General features: G+C 28.4%; 15 protein-coding genes, 1 tRNA gene and 1 other annotated feature. Of the genes, 2 read left to right on the plus strand and 14 right to left on the minus strand.

Going from position 1 to position 16,729, the window contains the following annotated elements; genetic code table 11:
• Nucleotide 1: 1 nt before the first annotated feature.
• Both L6653_RS04605 and L6653_RS04610 read right to left on the minus strand, forming a co-directional pair.
• Complete coding sequence (locus tag L6653_RS04605; RefSeq protein ID WP_236785724.1) at nt 2-967, minus strand: ABC transporter permease; 966 nt, start codon at nt 965-967, stop codon at nt 2-4.
• 26 nt (nt 968-993) lie between these two features.
• Nucleotides 994-2,109 carry an ABC transporter substrate-binding protein gene (locus L6653_RS04610; RefSeq protein WP_236785725.1) on the minus strand — a complete coding sequence of 372 codons (1,116 nt, stop codon included), beginning with the start codon at nt 2,107-2,109 and terminating at the stop codon, nt 994-996.
• Between the two features lie 52 nt (nt 2,110-2,161).
• Nucleotides 2,162-2,382 (minus strand) — a binding site (T-box leader).
• A 167-nt stretch (nt 2,383-2,549) separates the two neighbouring features.
• Between L6653_RS04610 and L6653_RS04615 the strand changes: the two genes are divergently transcribed.
• A complete protein-coding gene (locus tag L6653_RS04615; RefSeq protein ID WP_236785726.1) occupies nt 2,550-4,670 on the plus strand; it encodes a metallophosphoesterase family protein in 2,121 nt (706 codons plus the stop codon).
• A gap of 132 nt (nt 4,671-4,802) precedes the next feature.
• On the opposite strand, the gene L6653_RS04620 is transcribed toward L6653_RS04615, so the two are convergent.
• The 8 genes from L6653_RS04620 to L6653_RS04655 form a co-directional block, all read right to left on the minus strand.
• Complete coding sequence (locus L6653_RS04620; protein WP_236785727.1) at nt 4,803-5,393, minus strand: putative periplasmic lipoprotein; 591 nt, start codon at nt 5,391-5,393, stop codon at nt 4,803-4,805.
• A 239-nt stretch (nt 5,394-5,632) separates the two neighbouring features.
• Nucleotides 5,633-6,409 (minus strand): enoyl-CoA hydratase-related protein, encoded by a 777-nt coding sequence (locus tag L6653_RS04625; protein ID WP_236785728.1) that lies wholly within the window; start codon nt 6,407-6,409, stop codon nt 5,633-5,635.
• 375 nt (nt 6,410-6,784) lie between these two features.
• Nucleotides 6,785-8,263, minus strand: coding sequence for a DUF1846 domain-containing protein (locus L6653_RS04630; protein ID WP_236785729.1), 1,479 nt, complete (start codon nt 8,261-8,263; stop codon nt 6,785-6,787).
• Nucleotides 8,264-8,349: 86 nt separating this feature from the next.
• The gene (locus L6653_RS04635) at nt 8,350-9,498 is read right to left on the minus strand and encodes an FAD:protein FMN transferase (protein WP_236785730.1); all 1,149 of its coding nucleotides are present in this window, start codon (nt 9,496-9,498) and stop codon (nt 8,350-8,352) included.
• A 2-nt stretch (nt 9,499-9,500) separates the two neighbouring features.
• Nucleotides 9,501-9,971: an acyl carrier protein gene (locus tag L6653_RS04640; RefSeq protein ID WP_236785731.1), complete on the minus strand. Its 471-nt coding sequence runs from the start codon at nt 9,969-9,971 to the stop codon at nt 9,501-9,503.
• Nucleotides 9,964-11,769 (minus strand): 1,4-alpha-glucan branching protein GlgB, encoded by a 1,806-nt coding sequence (gene glgB, locus L6653_RS04645; RefSeq protein WP_236785732.1) that lies wholly within the window; start codon nt 11,767-11,769, stop codon nt 9,964-9,966. Before glgB ends, L6653_RS04640 begins: the two co-directional genes overlap by 8 nt.
• A 1-nt stretch (nt 11,770) precedes the next feature.
• The gene (gene udk / locus L6653_RS04650; protein ID WP_236785733.1) at nt 11,771-12,385 is read right to left on the minus strand and encodes a uridine kinase; all 615 of its coding nucleotides are present in this window, start codon (nt 12,383-12,385) and stop codon (nt 11,771-11,773) included.
• A 1-nt stretch (nt 12,386) separates the two neighbouring features.
• Nucleotides 12,387-13,331, minus strand: a complete 945-nt coding sequence (locus tag L6653_RS04655; protein ID WP_236785734.1) for an NAD(P)-dependent oxidoreductase — start codon at nt 13,329-13,331, stop codon at nt 12,387-12,389.
• Between the two features lie 89 nt (nt 13,332-13,420).
• Between L6653_RS04655 and L6653_RS04660 the strand changes: the two genes are divergently transcribed.
• Entirely contained in the window at nt 13,421-13,819 is a 399-nt protein-coding gene (locus L6653_RS04660) for a VOC family protein (protein WP_236785735.1), read from the plus strand.
• 37 nt (nt 13,820-13,856) lie between these two features.
• On the opposite strand, the gene L6653_RS04665 is transcribed toward L6653_RS04660, so the two are convergent.
• The 4 genes from L6653_RS04665 to L6653_RS04680 form a co-directional block, all read right to left on the minus strand.
• Nucleotides 13,857-14,321: a nucleoside deaminase gene (locus L6653_RS04665; RefSeq protein WP_236785736.1), complete on the minus strand. Its 465-nt coding sequence runs from the start codon at nt 14,319-14,321 to the stop codon at nt 13,857-13,859.
• Nucleotides 14,322-14,396: 75 nt separating this feature from the next.
• Nucleotides 14,397-14,473: transfer RNA gene (locus L6653_RS04670), tRNA-Arg, on the minus strand.
• Between the two features lie 184 nt (nt 14,474-14,657).
• Nucleotides 14,658-15,884, minus strand: coding sequence for a D-alanyl-D-alanine carboxypeptidase family protein (locus tag L6653_RS04675; protein WP_236785737.1), 1,227 nt, complete (start codon nt 15,882-15,884; stop codon nt 14,658-14,660).
• An 8-nt stretch (nt 15,885-15,892) separates the two neighbouring features.
• Nucleotides 15,893-16,726 (minus strand): aminoglycoside 6-adenylyltransferase, encoded by an 834-nt coding sequence (locus L6653_RS04680; protein ID WP_236785738.1) that lies wholly within the window; start codon nt 16,724-16,726, stop codon nt 15,893-15,895.
• Nucleotides 16,727-16,729 lie beyond the last annotated feature (3 nt).

Below are 16,729 nucleotides of genomic sequence, written 5' to 3' on the forward strand. Positions count from 1 at the left end.
TCTACACTTCCTTTTGCCAACTTAAGGCCTTGTTAGAAATCTTTTTTAAAATTACATTTACTATTATAAAGGTAAAAGCCAAAATAATTATTGCTCCATACATTGAAGAATAATCTGCCCATGAAGATTTCCAAGTTATATACCAACCAAGTCCAGATTCTACACCGAGCATTTCTGCAACGATTAGTGATGTACAAGCTGAACTCATTGCTGAAATTAATCCTTGAAAAATATTTGGACTTGCTGATGGAAGAGCAATTTTTCTTACCAATTCATTTTCACTTGCTCCCAAAGTTTTTGCAGCTTCATAATAGGATTTATTTACATTTTTAATTCCTGTCATTGTTGCAAGAGTTGTTTGAAACCAAACTCCAAGTCCAATTATAAAAACAGCTCCCCCAAAAAGACTTGTCGCAAGAACCATAACTACAGGTATCCAAGTTGTTGTAGGAATTGGCCCTAATAATTTTAAAAAAGGATCAACCCAATAATCTACTTTTTTTGAATATCCTGCTAGAATTCCTGTAATAATTCCAATAATTGAGCCGATTATATATCCTGTAAATAATAATTTTAAACTCGCAAGGGTTGATTCAAGTAAAAATCCCTTATCAGCAATCATAGAATTTAAAATCATATCAAGCCATGCAAAATATGGTAAAGGCAAAATTGCAAATTTCAAAGTTAAAAGATCATAAATTGTTAAAAGCAAAAATACAAAGGCAAATAAGGGCACCTTATAAGCCAAATTTTCGCTTAACTTTTCATTTTTAAATGATATTATAAAAAATATCCCATAAATTGCCAGTAAACTAATTAAAAAATATAAATATACTGGGGTAGCTAGCATTTCTTTGTCATAATTTGGAAAATATAAGTATTCTAAAACTGAAAATATACCAAAAATTATTGGCAAAATTTTTCTAAAAATATTTTTTTTCCTTTTATCATCTTTAATCTCTTCCATATTTTATCCTTTTCTATACTTAAAATTTATTTTTCATCATAAAAACTTCCCATTGGAAGCCAGTATGATTTCATTAATTCATCAACACTTCTTTCATCTTCAATAAGACCAATTTCTTTATAATCTGTAAAAATTGATTTTAAAGTTTTTTCTGCAAGTTCATTTTTTACAGAATAATCATAAGATTTTATAAGCTCAAGCCCTGCGTCAAAATCTCCACTTGCAAGCTTATTATCATATAATTTTTGAGTAGCTTCTTTCGGATTATTTTGCATATAAGAATTTGCTTCTTGGATAGCAGATGCTACTTTTTCAGCTATTAATGGATTTTCTTTTGCAAATTTTCCATTAAAGGCAAGGACACAGCAAACTTCTTTTCCAAAATCTTCATCGTGAGTCATAGATCTTATCGCTCTAATTTCTCCCTTATCAACAAATTTTTTTGCAAATTGATCATCCAAAACTGCAGAATCAATCTCTCCATCTTTCATTGCTTGGATAATTGCTGCATTATCAACTTGTTTGTAGCTAATCTTGTCAGGATCTACATTATCGTGGTTGAAAAATCTTAGGGCTGTATTGTGGTTTGAATTTCCTATTCCATTTGTAATTGCAAGATTTTTTCCTTCAAGCTCTTTTGTTTTTGTAATTTTGCTTTCATTTAAAACATAAAGTGATTTACATCCTGTGTGAGATGCTGAAGAAAATACTATATCAAGTCCTTTTGTTGCAGGAACAACCATTCCTGCAAATTCTCCAACTAAACCGTCAAGCTTTCCACTTCCAAGGGCATCTTTTGGATTTTTTGTGTTTACAAATTCAACTTCAATATCACGATCTTTAAAATATCCATTTAAATTTGCAATATTTGGTCCTCCCAAGCACAAGTCACCAGAATATCCTAATTTTATTTTGTCCTTGTATCTTGGTTCTTCTTTTATATCCTTTTTTGCATTTTCATCTGCAATTTTTTGTACATCTTCAAATTTTTTATCTTTTTTACTTTTTTTATTTGAAAATGTGCTTTTGTTTTCGGATAAATTATTTGATGAATTTTCTCCGGTATTTATTTGACTTTGGCATCCTGTAAATATAAGAGATCCAATTAGTAACGCTCCAACAATTTTTGATTTGATTTTCATAAATCCTCCTAAAATTTTTTATATAAAAAACAATAGAAAAAGCCCGTCCCAAACAAAGGACGAGCTACCGTGATTCCACCTTTTTATTTTCATTAAATAATAAAAACCTCTCAGGGTCTATTAACCCTTATCTCTATAACGGGAGAAGCCGCTGCAGCCTAATATCGGTGCAGAACTCAAAGATGCATTTCAATTTGTTTTAACTTGGTTAATCTCAGCAAATAACCTCTCTGTAAAGTATGACAAATCTACTCTTCTTTTCATTGTTTTTTTATATTACGAAACTATTATACAAATTCATACTAATTTAGTCAAGATTAGATCCGAAATTTTAAAAAATTTTTTTCAATCTTTTTTCATTTCAAAACACACATTTTAAATATATTTTATTTGCTTATATAGGGTATATTTAAATTAAGAAGAAGAGGGAAGTGAGATTTATGGAAAATGAAAAAAATATAAAATTAAGCATTATCTCTGATACTCATATTTTGGCAAGGGAATTGATGGCTGATAATAAAGAATTCAATATGGCTATTAAATATGATAGAAAATTTTTGGTTGAAGGAAAAGGACTTTTGAAAGAAGCTTTGAAACTTTCTAGTTTAAATGACAGCAAATATATACTAATTCCAGGAGATTTGACAAAAGATGGGGAAAAACTTTCTCATTTAGAAACAAAAGAAATTTTAAAAGCTTGGATAGATGAAGATCCTTCAAGAAGAATTTTTTTAATTCCAGGAAACCACGACATAAACAATAAGCAAGCTTTTGACTATAAAAATTTAAAAAATACAGATTATATTAGTCCAAAAGATTTTTTTGAAATTTATGATTTTTTATACCAGGATAAAGTTTTAGAATTTTATAAGGATACAGATATTTTTAAATCCTATCTTGATTTTATTAATAAAAAATACAACAGAAATTTCGAAAATTCTTATTATGGACAAGGATACGGATCTTATCTTGCAAGAATAAACACAAATTTGAAAGAAAAAAACTCCCTATCCTTAATTTTTCTTGATACTTCAATTTATTCTTGTGATTATGAACAAAATCACAAAGACGCAAAAAATAATGTAGTTGGAGCCCTTGATAAAAATTTAATAAAATGGGCAATAGAAAAAATAGACGAGGCAAAAAAAAGAGCTGACATGGTTTTTGTAATATCTCACCATGCCTTTATTCCAAATTTTAGAGATCAAAGACTGGTTTTGGGACCATTTATTATAAAAAATTGGAATGAAAAATACAAAGACTGTGACCCAAGAATTAACAACAAACTTCCAATAGAAGTTTTGGCAGATATGGGAGTAAAATTTTTGTTCACTGGTCACTTACACGAAAATGGAACTGCAAAATATAAGTCAGTTTTGGGAAATGAAATTTTTAATATTCAAACGGGATCAACTGTGACCTATCCCCTTCCAATAAGACACCTTAATGTTTTAGATGATGTAAAAGAATTTCAAGGCTTCTCCCTTGATTCAAAAACTCAATTAATCAAATCCTTTACCTTTACAAATTTATCGGGCGAGAAAATAAAAATTGATAATTCAATTGCATATGCCCTAAAAAATCAATTATCCTTAAAGGATGTTTTGTTTAATTATGTTCATTCAATGGCAAAAAATCCTTTAATTTCTGAAATGGATATAAAAAAATTTGCCCTTGAAAGGCTAAATTCAAATTTAAAAATAAAGCTTCCGGAAAATGGCTATATAAATGAACTTCTAAAAATTTATAAAAATAAATTTCCTATTCACGTAAAAAAATTAGGTTTTATAAATATCCTTGAGGCTAATGGAGAAATTTTTATAAAAATAGATTCATACAAATCCCATGCCTTGATTAAGGCAAAAAATTTGGAAGAATGTTTGGAAATTTTGATAAAACAATTTGAAGAAAAAATTATGACCACCGATAATATGATTTATTATTACGATAAAATCATGAAAAAAGGGCTTTCTATGAAAATTTCAGAAGATGGCCATACTCTTTACAATTTCGCAAATTATATTTACCAATACAGGGCTCTTGATGAGAAGACTACTCCTTCTTTTGTAGTTGAATTTATGGCAAAATTAAATAATCCACAATATTCAATCACAGATGAAATTATAAATTATTGCCATGATGAAATAAATGAAATTTTTGAATTTTTGACAAAAAATATAAGATTTGAAATAGACGGATCAAAAGATGATTTTTTTGATAAACTTGTTTCAATAAAAGGATTATTCTTTAGAAGCCTAATAAGGTATTTAAAAAGAAAATCAAATACACTTTTTGATCTTTTGACCTTTATATCAAAATTTATTCTTAAAAAAAGAAATGTTCAAGGCGTTGACCTTGCAAGATATATAGTAAATTATAAAAAAGTAACGAGCATCAAACAAAATATAGGCAAAAAAATGTTTGGTAGGGCAAATCTAAGATCATATATAATAGACTTGGTAAAATCAATCAACAATGAAGTAATAGAAACTTACGAAAATGAAGATTTAAACGAAAGAGACCACTACTTTTCATATGTGGAATATGAAGATGAAAGATAAAATCCTCTTGCAAAAATAATAATCATTTCAAATTCTTAAAAAAATTCTACTAGGATTAGAATCAAAAAATGCAATATATGCAAAAATCCTAGTAGAATTTTTTATTTCTAATAATTTTTTTATACATCTTTTTTAACTTGCTATAATAATTTCTTTTGCAAGAGAATCTTCGACATTTATAATAAATTCAAGACCATTTCCCATACATTTATTTACATAATCCAAAAATTCCTCTTGGTCCATATACATAGGATCTGCCAAGCCACTTCTTGCAAATAATTTCACATTATCATCAAGTTTAAATTTGTACTCACCTCGATCTAGAACTGTATCTCCACTTCCTTCATTTATATTTTCATTATAATTTAAAACACCAGTGAAAATTAAATACCCATCTTCAAATTTTACATGGTCAATAAAACCAAATCTAGGATCTGCTTTAGAATTGTCAATTAAAACCGCTGAATAAGATCCTGAATCAGTCAAAATATTTAAATCTTCTTTTTGATCTTCATTAGCCTTATTTTCAGTTTTTTTAGATGAATTTTTTTGAATATTATTACTTTTTATCGAAGACTTATCATCTGAAATATTTTCACTTGAAATATTTGAAATGATTTTTTCATTTATATTTGAATCATTTTCTATAATTCTTGTAGATTTTTTTGAACATCCAGATAAAATAATGGATAAAAAAAGTAAATATATTAATTTATTTTTCATAATTTTTCCTTTAAAAAAAGCCCAGCTAAACTGGGCTCAGGCTGTTGACAAACTCAAAAATTCCCCATTTCGACCGAGTGAAACGAGCGGAGAAATCTCATGAGATCTCTCCGTGCGTTCGTTTCACTCGCTTAGTCGAGATGGGTTTTAACTTAATTTTATTTTTGAATTGTTAATGAATTATTAAACTGACTTTGTCTACGCTCTGAGCTCAGCTAAACTGGGCTAATAAATTTCAATTAAAAATCAGATAAATCTGCTTTTCTTTTTTCTAAAAAGGCTGTCATGCCTTCTTTTTTGTCGTGAGTTTCAAAAGTTGATGCAAAAGTGTTTGCTTCTAATTGGATTCCTGTGTGAAGATCAGATTCTAATCCAAGGTTAATAACTTGTTTTGCAAGAGTTATTGCATATGATGCTTTTGAAATAATTTTTTCTGCCATTTTTGTACAATAATCCATTAATTCTTCTTTTTCAACAACATGGTTTACAAGACCAATTCTGTAAGCTTCATCAGCTTTTATAGAATCTGTTGTAAAAATTAATTCTTTTGCAATTCCTTTTCCAACAAGTCTAGGAAGTCTTTGAGTTCCACCAAATCCTGGAATAATTCCGAGACCTACTTCTGGTTGACCGAATAGAGCATTTTTAGATGCTACTCTGATATCACAAGCCATAGAAATTTCACAACCACCACCAAGAGCAAATCCATTTACAGCTGCAATTGTAACTTGTGGCATCTCTTCAAGCATATTAAAAGTTTCATAAGCAAGCATACTCATTGCTCTTCCTTCTTGAGGTGTAGCATTTACCATTTCAGAAATATCAGCTCCAGCTACGAAAGATTTTTCTCCACCACCTGTAAGAATTAAAACTTTTACATCTTTTCTATCTCTTATATCGGAAAAAGTTTCATTTAATTCTTTTAAAGTTTCTGAATTTAAAGCATTTAAAGCTTTTGGTCTATCAATTGTTACATAAGCAATTTCATTTTTTACATCTACTTTTACGTTATTCATATTTTCTCCTTTTAGATTTTTTTAAAAAACGCTTTCTATAAAATCATCTTATAACATTGATTAATTTTTGTCAAGCAAATATAGTAAATAGAATTGAAATCATTTGAAATTTTCAAAAAAACTTTACAAATAAAAAATCCCCTTTTTGGGGAAATCAGACTGTTGACAAAGTATACAAATCCTCATGCTAAGAATATCATACGGAAAAAATTGATTTGATTTCAAATTTTAAAATTCGTCAAAAAAACGCACTGTTTGAGCGTTAGCGAGTTTGCGTTTTTAGAATTTTGGAATTTAGAAATCAACAATTTTTGAAGTCCGATATTCGTGCTTGAGGGTTTGTCTACGCTCTTAATCCCCTTTTTGGGGGAATTTTTAAATATTTAAATGTTCTTGTGATAAAACTGGGTCTTGGGTGAAATTAAAATGCATTTTTAATAAAGTTTTTTTGTCACTTTCATCCAAAATTATTGTTGAATGAGCGTCAAGTCCCTTTAATTTATTTAAATTTTCAAGTGCCAAGTGACTTACTGGATTGGTTGTCGCCGATATTGAAAGAGCAATTAAAACATCATTTACAGAAAGGGATTCATCTCTTTCTTTTAATATATCTTCTTTTAGTTTTATTACAGGCTCTAGGATATGTGGAGATATTAATGGTATTTCATCATTTATTCCAGAAATTTCTTTTAATGCATTTAAAATGCATGCTGCAGGTGATGACATTAGTTTTGATTTTTTTCCTGTAACAATTCTTCCTTCACAAAGTTCAATTGCAAAAATTTCTGCATTTTTTTCTTTTTGTTTTTCTCTTGCTTTTTCAGCAACTTGTCTGTCGCTTTTTTCAAGATTTAAACCACTCATCAAAATTTCAATTTTTTCTACTGGTTTATAATCTGATTTTGCAAGCTTATAGTCGACAAGAGCATTATAATATCTTCTTATAATTTCGTTTTTACAAGCTTTTATAGTTTTTTCTTCATCGTCAATACAAAAACCAACCATATTTACTCCCATATCAGTTGGTGATTTGTAAGGGCAAGATCCAGAAATTTTTTCAAACATTTGTTTTAAAATAGGAAAAGCCTCAACGTCTCTATTATAATTTACAGTTGTTTTTCCATAGGCTTCAAGATGATATGGATCAATCATATTTACATCATTTAAATCTGCTGTTGCAGCTTCATAGGCAATGTTTACAGGATGTTTTAAAGGAAGATTCCAAACTGGAAAAGTTTCAAATTTTGCATAACCAGCGTTTACTCCTCTTTCATTTTCAAGATACATTTGAGAAAGACAAGTTGCAAGTTTTCCACTTCCTGGTCCTGGGCCTGTCAAAACTACCAAGTCTCTTGTGGTTTCTATATAATCATTTTTTCCAAATCCATCCTTGCTTATAATATGAGGAATATTATTTGGATAGCCTTCTATATCATAAGTTTTATAATTTTTTATATTTAAACTATCAAGATACTTTCCATATTTTATGGCTGATGGTTGATTATCAAATTGAGTAATGACTACAGAATTTACAAAAAATCCCAAGTCTTCAAAAGAATTTTTTAGTCTTATTACCTCGCTGTCATAACCTATATCAAGATCTGATCTTATTTTATTTGATTCAATATCATTTGCATTTATTACAATTACAATTTCTGTAATATCTTTTAATTTTTTTAACATTTGTAATTTAGAATCAGGCAAAAATCCTGGCAAAACTCTTGATGCGTGAGCATCATCAAATAATTTTCCACCAAATTCCAAGTATAATTTATCAAATTCTTTAATCCTCTCTTCAATTCTTTCTGATTGGATTTTTATATATTTATCGTTATTAAAAGCATTTTCTACCATTCTTACCTCCTAATATAGATAATATTATATACTAGTTGAAAAAAATTTTGAATATCTAAATAAAAAAAGATGCGAATTTTCGCACCTTAATTTTCTTCATCTATTTCATATTTATCCCAATTATCAGTTTTAAATGTATTTCCGTCTTGATCAATCCAATAAGCTTCTGCCTTGAATTTTTTAGCTAGTTTTTTTCCTTCTTCTAAATCTTTTATAAAAAGAGCTGTTGAAAGAGCATCTGCTTCGGCAATATTATCGGTTATTACAGAAACTGATTTGAATTTTGTTGAAGGATAATTTGTTTGTGGATCAATTATATGGTGGTATCTTTTACCATTTAATTCAAAATATCTTTCATAATCTCCGCTGGTTACAACTGAAGTATTTTTTACAGAAACTATTGAAGCGTATCGGTGATCTTCTGAAAGAGAAGGATCCTTTATTGCAATTTTAAAAAGTCCAGATTTTCTCGTTGGGTTATCTCCAATTATTGCAACATCTCCACCAACTGACAAAATTCCTGTTTTAAGTCCTTTTTCCATTAATTCTCTTTTTATTAACTCTGTTGCGTAGCCTTTTCCAATTCCTCCAATATCAATTTGAACTTCCTTGTCATTGATATAAGCAGTTTTGTTTTCCTCATCAATTTCAATTGCATCAATGTTTTTGTGCTTGGCAGCTTCTTCTAATTCTTTATCGCTTGGAAGTTTTATATTATCTTTGTCTTTTTCATAAGCTTCTCTTAAATCTAGCCAAATTTTCAAAACTCTTCCATATGCAATATCAATATCCCCATCAGTTGCTTCGTACCATTTTTTTCCTTCTTTTAATAAATCTATTATTTTTTGATCAACCTTAACTTTTTCTTTTCCAGCATTTTCGTTTATAGTTGTAAAATTATTTACATTATCAAATTTATCATAATTATTGAAAAGTTTATGGTATTCTGCCATTCTTTTATCAACTAAATCCTTGTACTTATTAAATTCTTCTTCATTTTCACAATAAGCAGAAAATGTTGTAATTGTGTCAAAATAATTATAAATTGTTACATCGTATTTTTTTAGTCCCTCTTCATTTGAAATATTAGAACATTTAATATTTTCTTGACTAGACTCGCTTTTTATATTGCTTTTTGCCTCTGGTTTCACTTTTTCAATTTTTTTATTACAAGATGAAAGTGCTAAACACAAGCCTAGCACTAATACACTAAATTTTATTTTTTTATTTTTCAAAACTAATTCCTACTATATAAATCTATTACTTCCATATCTTTGTTTACTTTTATATTTTCTTCATTAGCCCAGTTTAAAAGGATAGCTCCAGCTATTTTTTCCCTAAATTCTTGAAGTTTATTTTCAAGACCTAGTTCATAAATTAGATCCAAAAATTCTTCGTCAGCTGAGTATTCATTGTAATTTTCAAATAGCCTGTCCTTATCAACACTATCCAAATAATCCATAAAAACTTCTCTGGCAAGTTTTTTATTCACGGCCTCACGACCAGGCATACAAACAAATTCATCCATATTATTTTCAATATCAATATAGGATTCTTCTATATCTTCATTGTCACTAATATCGTCATTAATTCTAACCAAATCCAAAGTATCAAGATTTAGCCAAATATTTTTCAAATATGAATTATCCCAAATTGTCCATTTTTCTACCAACCAAGAAAGATTGATAGCTTCCTTATTCCTACTCATTTTTTATTATTTCAAAAACCACAGCTTCATATTCCCAAAGCTCTAGCTTAAGATCTTCCCCCTTACTAATTTTTATATTTTCTCTTTTATATTTATCTCCGCCATATTTTTCACCCAAATTATTTATTTTTTCTACAAAAATTAATTCTTCATCATAAAAAATAGGATAAGATTTTTTGTAAGTATTCGTCATATTTAATACTATCAAAAATCTTTGATCTTCTGCAAGTCTTTCATAAGCAAAAACAGAATTTTTATTATCATCAACTACCTTCCACAAAAATCCTTTTTGATCAAAATCATATTTATAAAAACCAGGATTTTCCTTGTAAAGATGGTTCAAATCCTTTACAAAATTTTTGAAAGCTGAATGAATTGGAAATTTTAAAATATCCCAATTTAAAGATTTATTTTCATCCCACTCATCAAATGTCGCAAATTCATTGCCCATAAAATTTAATTTTTTGCCAGGGTGGGTCATTTGATAAACGTTTAATAATTTCAACTGTTTAAACCTATCTTCATAGAAACCATTCATCTTATTTATCATAGGTTTTTTTAAGTGAACTACCTCATCATGGCTTAATGGCAAGAGAAAATTTTCCCTATAATAATAAAACATAGAAAAATTAATTTTTTCTTGATACATATGCCTATTTATTGAATCAATTTCAAAATATTTACAAGTGTCATTCATCCATCCAAGATCCCACTTATAATCAAAACCAAGACTATCTTTAGAATTTTTACAAGTTACAAACTCATAATCGGAAGAATCTTCAGCAATTTTCATAAAATCAGGATAGTCTTTTGAAAGATTGTGGTTTAAGTCTTTCAAAAAATTAATATTATTTGGATTTTCTCCCCTAAATTTATTTCCATCATAAAAAATCATATTTGAAACCGCATCAATTCTTATTCCATCAAAATGGCATTTTTCTATCCAAAAATTTATAGCCGATTTCATAAAGCTTCTCACATGACCCTTGGAATAATCAAAATTCAAACTACCCCATTCCGAATATTGCAAATCTTCATAATCAGATTCATAAAGGCTGTGTCCATCAAAATATTTTAAGGCATAATAATCTTCTGCAAAATGAACTATTACAAAATCAAAAATAACTCCTATATCATTTTGGTGGCAAAGGTCTACAAACTTTTGCAAATCATTTATAGAACCATACCTTGATGATGAGGCAAAAAATCCAGAAACTTGATAGCCCCAAGATGGATAATATGGATGTTCTGTAATTGGCATAAGTTCAATATGAGTATAGCCCATATCCTTTACATAAGAAATTAATTTATCAACTATATCCAAAAAATTCGGGCTAGAATTATATCTTAACCAGCTTCCAGGATGGATTTCATAAATATTTACAGGCTTATCCAAATTTTTTTCTCTTTTTTTCATCCAATTTTCATCAGAAAATTTATAGGAAGTATCAATAATTTTTGTGGCAAATTCTGGCGATTCGTCAAAAAAATTTCCATATGGATCAAACTTTTCAAATTTATAACCATTATTTTCTATGACATACTTATAATAATCGCCTTCTTTTGCTTTAATAAATTTATAAAAATATCCATATTTTTCATTTTTAAACATAGGAATATCTTTCCAATTAGAAAAATCTCCCTTTATATAAACCATATCAGCTCTAGGTGCATATAATCTAAAAAGATAACCATCATCTTTTTTTATTGCCCCAAATATTTTGTGGCCTTCTTTGGAATTTCCATTTAAATAGGATTCAATTTTCCCATAATTTACATCAAATAATTTCACATCCATATCATTCCTCAATCAAATCTTCAATGTGTTTTATCAAAATTTCAATTCCTCTTGTGTTTTTTGCACCTCTAGGAATTATAATATCAGCATATTTTTTTGTTGGTTCAACATATTTTTCATGCATAGGCTTAACTTGCTTTATATATTGGGTCAAAACAGATTCCAAACTTCTTGATCTTTCCTTGGTATCTCTTAAAATTCTTCTTTGAAGTCTTACATCGCTATCCGCATCAATAAATACACAAGTATCCAAAATATCCCTGATTCTTTTATCATACAAGACCAAAATTCCCTCAATTAAAATTATTTTTTTGGGAGATACATGGATGGTTTCTTTGCTTCTGGTGTGAATATTATAATCATAAATTGGCATATCAATATCCTTACCAGCTTTTAAATCCAAAAGATCTTTTATAAACATTTCATTATCAAAAGAATCCGGCCTATCATAATTTAATTTTTCCCTATCTTCAAAAGGTAAATCATCATGTGCCTTATAATAATTATCGTGGCCAATAACGTACAAATCTTTTGAAAAATAATTTTTAATATATTCAACTATTGTAGATTTTCCACTAGCAGATCCGCCTGCTATAGCTATAATTTTTGTATCCATATTAATTCACTTTATTTACAATTTTTCCTTCAAGAAACTTATACAAGTTATCAAAAACAATTTCACATCTTATATCCATAGCTTCTTTTGTAAAAAATCCAACATGATTTGTAAGAAGAACATTTTTTGCATTTCTTAAAGGATAGTCCGCCTCAAGAGGAGGTTCCATATCAAAAACATCTATACCTGCCCTTAATTTATCCTCATTTAATAATTTTGCCAAGTAATCATTGTCAACAATAGGACCCCTTGCACAATTTATTAAAATAGCCTTATCTTTCATAAGATCAAGCTCATTTTTTCCGATAAATCCAAGAGTTTTTTCGTTTTGAGGAAGGTGAATAGAAACAATATCAGAATTTTTCAAAAGCTCATCAAGACTTACATATTTTGCACCAAGATTTTTAGCTTTTTCCTTTTCACTTCTACTGTATGCTAAAATATTTGCACCAAAAGCCTTAAATAATTCAATAACTCGAATTCCAATTTTTCCAGTACCAATAATACCAACAGTTTTTCCCCTAATAATTTGACCAAGAAGATTAAAAGATTCGTCTTCAAACATATTTTTCTTATTTTGATCAAATTTTCTCATAAGAGAAATTGTAAGGCCAATGACAAGTTCAGCCACAGAATCATCAGAATATCCACTGGCATTTTCAACTATAATATCATTTTCATTACAAGCTTCAATATCCACATGATTAAAACCAGTAAAAGCAACATCAATTAATTTTAAATTTGTATTATCTATAACTTTTTTTGAAAATTTATTATTAGTAATAATGGCAACATCACTGTCTTTTAATCTTTCAATTATTTCGTCATCAGAAGATGCACTTTTTTCAAAATATTCAAATTCATGGCCCAAATCCTCAATTTTTTTCTTGTGATTTTCAATTATTTTATTGTCAACAATTAAAGGATCAATTAAAGAAATTTTCATCTAAAACTCCAATTTTATTTTTTTTCATAATTTATCATCTTGAATTTATTATACCTTTATGTTAAATTTAAATAAAGAAAGGAATTATTATGGCTGTTGGCATATCATTTAAAAATGGAAAATGTTTGGAAGCAATAAAATATTATTGCGATATTTTTGATCTTGATCCACCTGATAAATTAATCAAATATTCTGATTTTGAACAATATAATTTCCCAAAAGAAGTTAGAGATAGGATTTACAATTCAAAATTAGAAATTTATGGAAATAATGTATATTTATTTGACACAACCGATGATAAGCATCGGATTAGTGGAAATAACGGAAGAGTAGTAATAGAAACAAATAGCGAAAATTTATATAAGGCTTATTCAAAATTAGAAAAAGAATCAAAAGTTTTGATGCAACCTCAAAGAATTAATAAGAAATTATTTACAACTTTTATAGATAAATACAATGTTTTTTGGCAAATTATTGCTACAGTTTAATTAAAAATTTATTTAAAAAAGATTCATAGCTTATAGGCTAAGAATCTTTTTTTCTTTCTCTCAATTTTTTAAAAAAACTTTGTAAGATTTCTAGGCTTTCTTCTTTCATAAGTCCAAATTCTGCGTCTAGGAAATGTAGTTGGCTCCTATCGCCTGTGATATTTGTATTTGATCCGCAGGCTCCTCTTTTTACATCGGGAAGGGCTATTACTAATCTTTTTATTCTAGAATTTATTATTGCTCCTGCACACATGGAACATGGCTCCATAGTTACATACATGGTGCAATCTTCTAGCCTAAAATCTCCAATGTATTTGCTCGCCTTATCTATTGCAAGAATTTCTGCATGTTTAAGAGCTGATTTACCCTTATAAGTATAGTTGTGACTTCTAGCAATTATTTTTTCATTCTTTACTATAACACATCCTATGGGAACTTCTTCTTCAAGCCTTGCAAGTTTTGCTTCGTTTATTGCTTCTCTCATATAAAAATAATCGTCCATATTTTTCCTCTCACTTTTATTTTAAAATATAAAAAAAGACTATTGCTAATTTTATTTTGCAATAGCCTAATGTTTTGGCGTCCTGAAGAGGATTCGAACCTCCGACACCCGCCTTAGGAGGGCGGTGCTCTATCCAGCTGAGCTACCAGGACCTACTCCAACATTATAGCAAAAATGATAGAAAATGTAAAACTTTTTTAAGATTGTTGAAAAAGTATTCAAACCTTCAAGCAAAAAATATCATAGAAAAATTGATTTAAATTCAAAAATCGAAAATATCTATAGTTTGATACTTATGCTTAAAGATTTGTCTACCTTCCAAAAAATTGTAATTTTCTATCTTGCTATTATACATTCCACCAAAAAATTGCAGGCATCTGTTATGGTTCTTTTTATTTTTGTAAAGTTTGATGCTTTTTCTTGGTCTTTTTTACTGACTAAATTTACTTGGTAAGATTTATCCTTATAACTTATGTAGGATTTTCCAAGAACATCACCTTTTTTGATTGGCGCTTTTATATTTTTATTGATTTGTGTTTTTACACTTGGCATTTCCTTGTCTTTTATTATAAATCCAACATTTTTATCTGGATACAATTCTACATATCCTTCTTTAACTGAATTTACTTTTATTGAATCGCTTGGAAGATTTGTATCTGCAAGCTTTTTGTAATTAAAATATCTTGATACATAATAAATTAAATCTACCATAGCTGAATCTCTAAATTCATTTTCTTCAGCACCCATTACAATTCCTATTGCCCTAAATTCATTTTTCGGATCAAATTTGTTCATATCAATTGTTGTTGTAAGGCAATGACCTGCTTCTTCAGTTGTTCCTGTTTTTAATCCGTCCACTCCCTTTACTTCATCTCTTAAAGGAATTGTTGATTTTTTGTGGATATTTTTTTCATTATCATCTATTCCATCAAGTTTTGTATATTCTAAGATATCTGGATATTTCTCAAGTATTATTCTTGTAAGTTCAAATAAGTCCTTGGCTGATGATGAATTTTGTGTATCTTCTTCTGTATTTATGCCTGATGCATTGTAATATTTTTGGCTTTTTAAATTTAATTCTTGGGCCTTTTTATTCATTTCATTGGCAAACTTATCTTCACTTCCTGAAATTTTACTTGCTAAAAGATTTGCACAATCATTTCCACTTACAACCATAAGGCCTGTTATTAATTCTTTTACTGTATAACTTTCTCCCTCTTTAATTCCCATTGAAGAATATTCAGGTCCAGTTAAATCTTCAGCTTCTTTTGTTCCCTTTACTTTTGTATCATAGGAAATTTTTCCACTGTCAATAGCTTCTCTTGTAAGTAAGAAGGTCATAAGCTTACTCATTGAAGCAATAGGATAAGTCTTATCTGCATTTTTTTGATAAAAAATATCTCCACTTTCCTGATTTCCTATAAGATAGGCCTTAACATATTGGTCGGCTCCAACAATATTATCACCTTCTTTTGCAACTGTATCGTCTGCAAAAGATACAATAGGAGAAAATACAAAAAAAAGGGCCAAGATAGATATAAATAATTTATTTCTTCTTTTCATTTATCCCCCTAAATTTGCAAAGATTCCATTTTTTTGAAATTCTTTCTCAAAAGTTTCAATGTATAAACATCATCTTTTTTTGGATAAGAGAATTCAAATTTTTCAGCTAATTTCATGCCAACTTTTCTAAATAATTGACATGCAGCAAAAATAGAACTATAAAAATCCATAATATCATTGGATCTAAAAGTTAAAATCAATTCCTCCTTAAGATCAGCCTCCAAGGTATGGATAAAGTTTTTTCCACTTTCACCCGCATCCATTCCCTTGTTAAATTTATCGATTATATACCAATTAAGCAATTTATAAAGCTCATCCCTCATCTCTTGCATCTTAAATCCTGCACTTATCATATCCCTTGACATGAGATTAAATGAAGTATCCAAAGCAAGTGAGAAAAAATTTTTCCCACACTCATCAAATTCAAATTCCCTAGGAAGCTTATAGTCAAGTTTTTGCTCTTCTACTTCTTCCTTTAGACTTATTTCATCACAAATAAATTCAATATTTCCAGGACAAAGTTTTATAAATTCACCCGCCCTATCTTCCACAAGAATATTTACAGAAATTTTTGTAGAATCATTAGTATAAATCTCAAATTTTGTGAATTGCTGATTTTTTTTATCAAATTCAAATGAATCTTTTTTCTTATTAATTATCGCATAATCATCAAAAACTTTTTCCAAATCTTCTTTGATTTTTGAAATTATAATTTCAGAAAAAACTGCATAAACATTTGTAAAATGCTCATTATTATTTTCTTCTTTTATGAAAAAAATCGCCTTGACCTTTTCATTTGATTTAGAATAATCTTTAAATTTTTCTATAATATAACTTTTCATAAC

Source organism: Anaerococcus ihuae, assembly GCF_928368155.1.
GTDB lineage: Bacteria > Bacillota > Clostridia > Tissierellales > Peptoniphilaceae > Anaerococcus > Anaerococcus ihuae.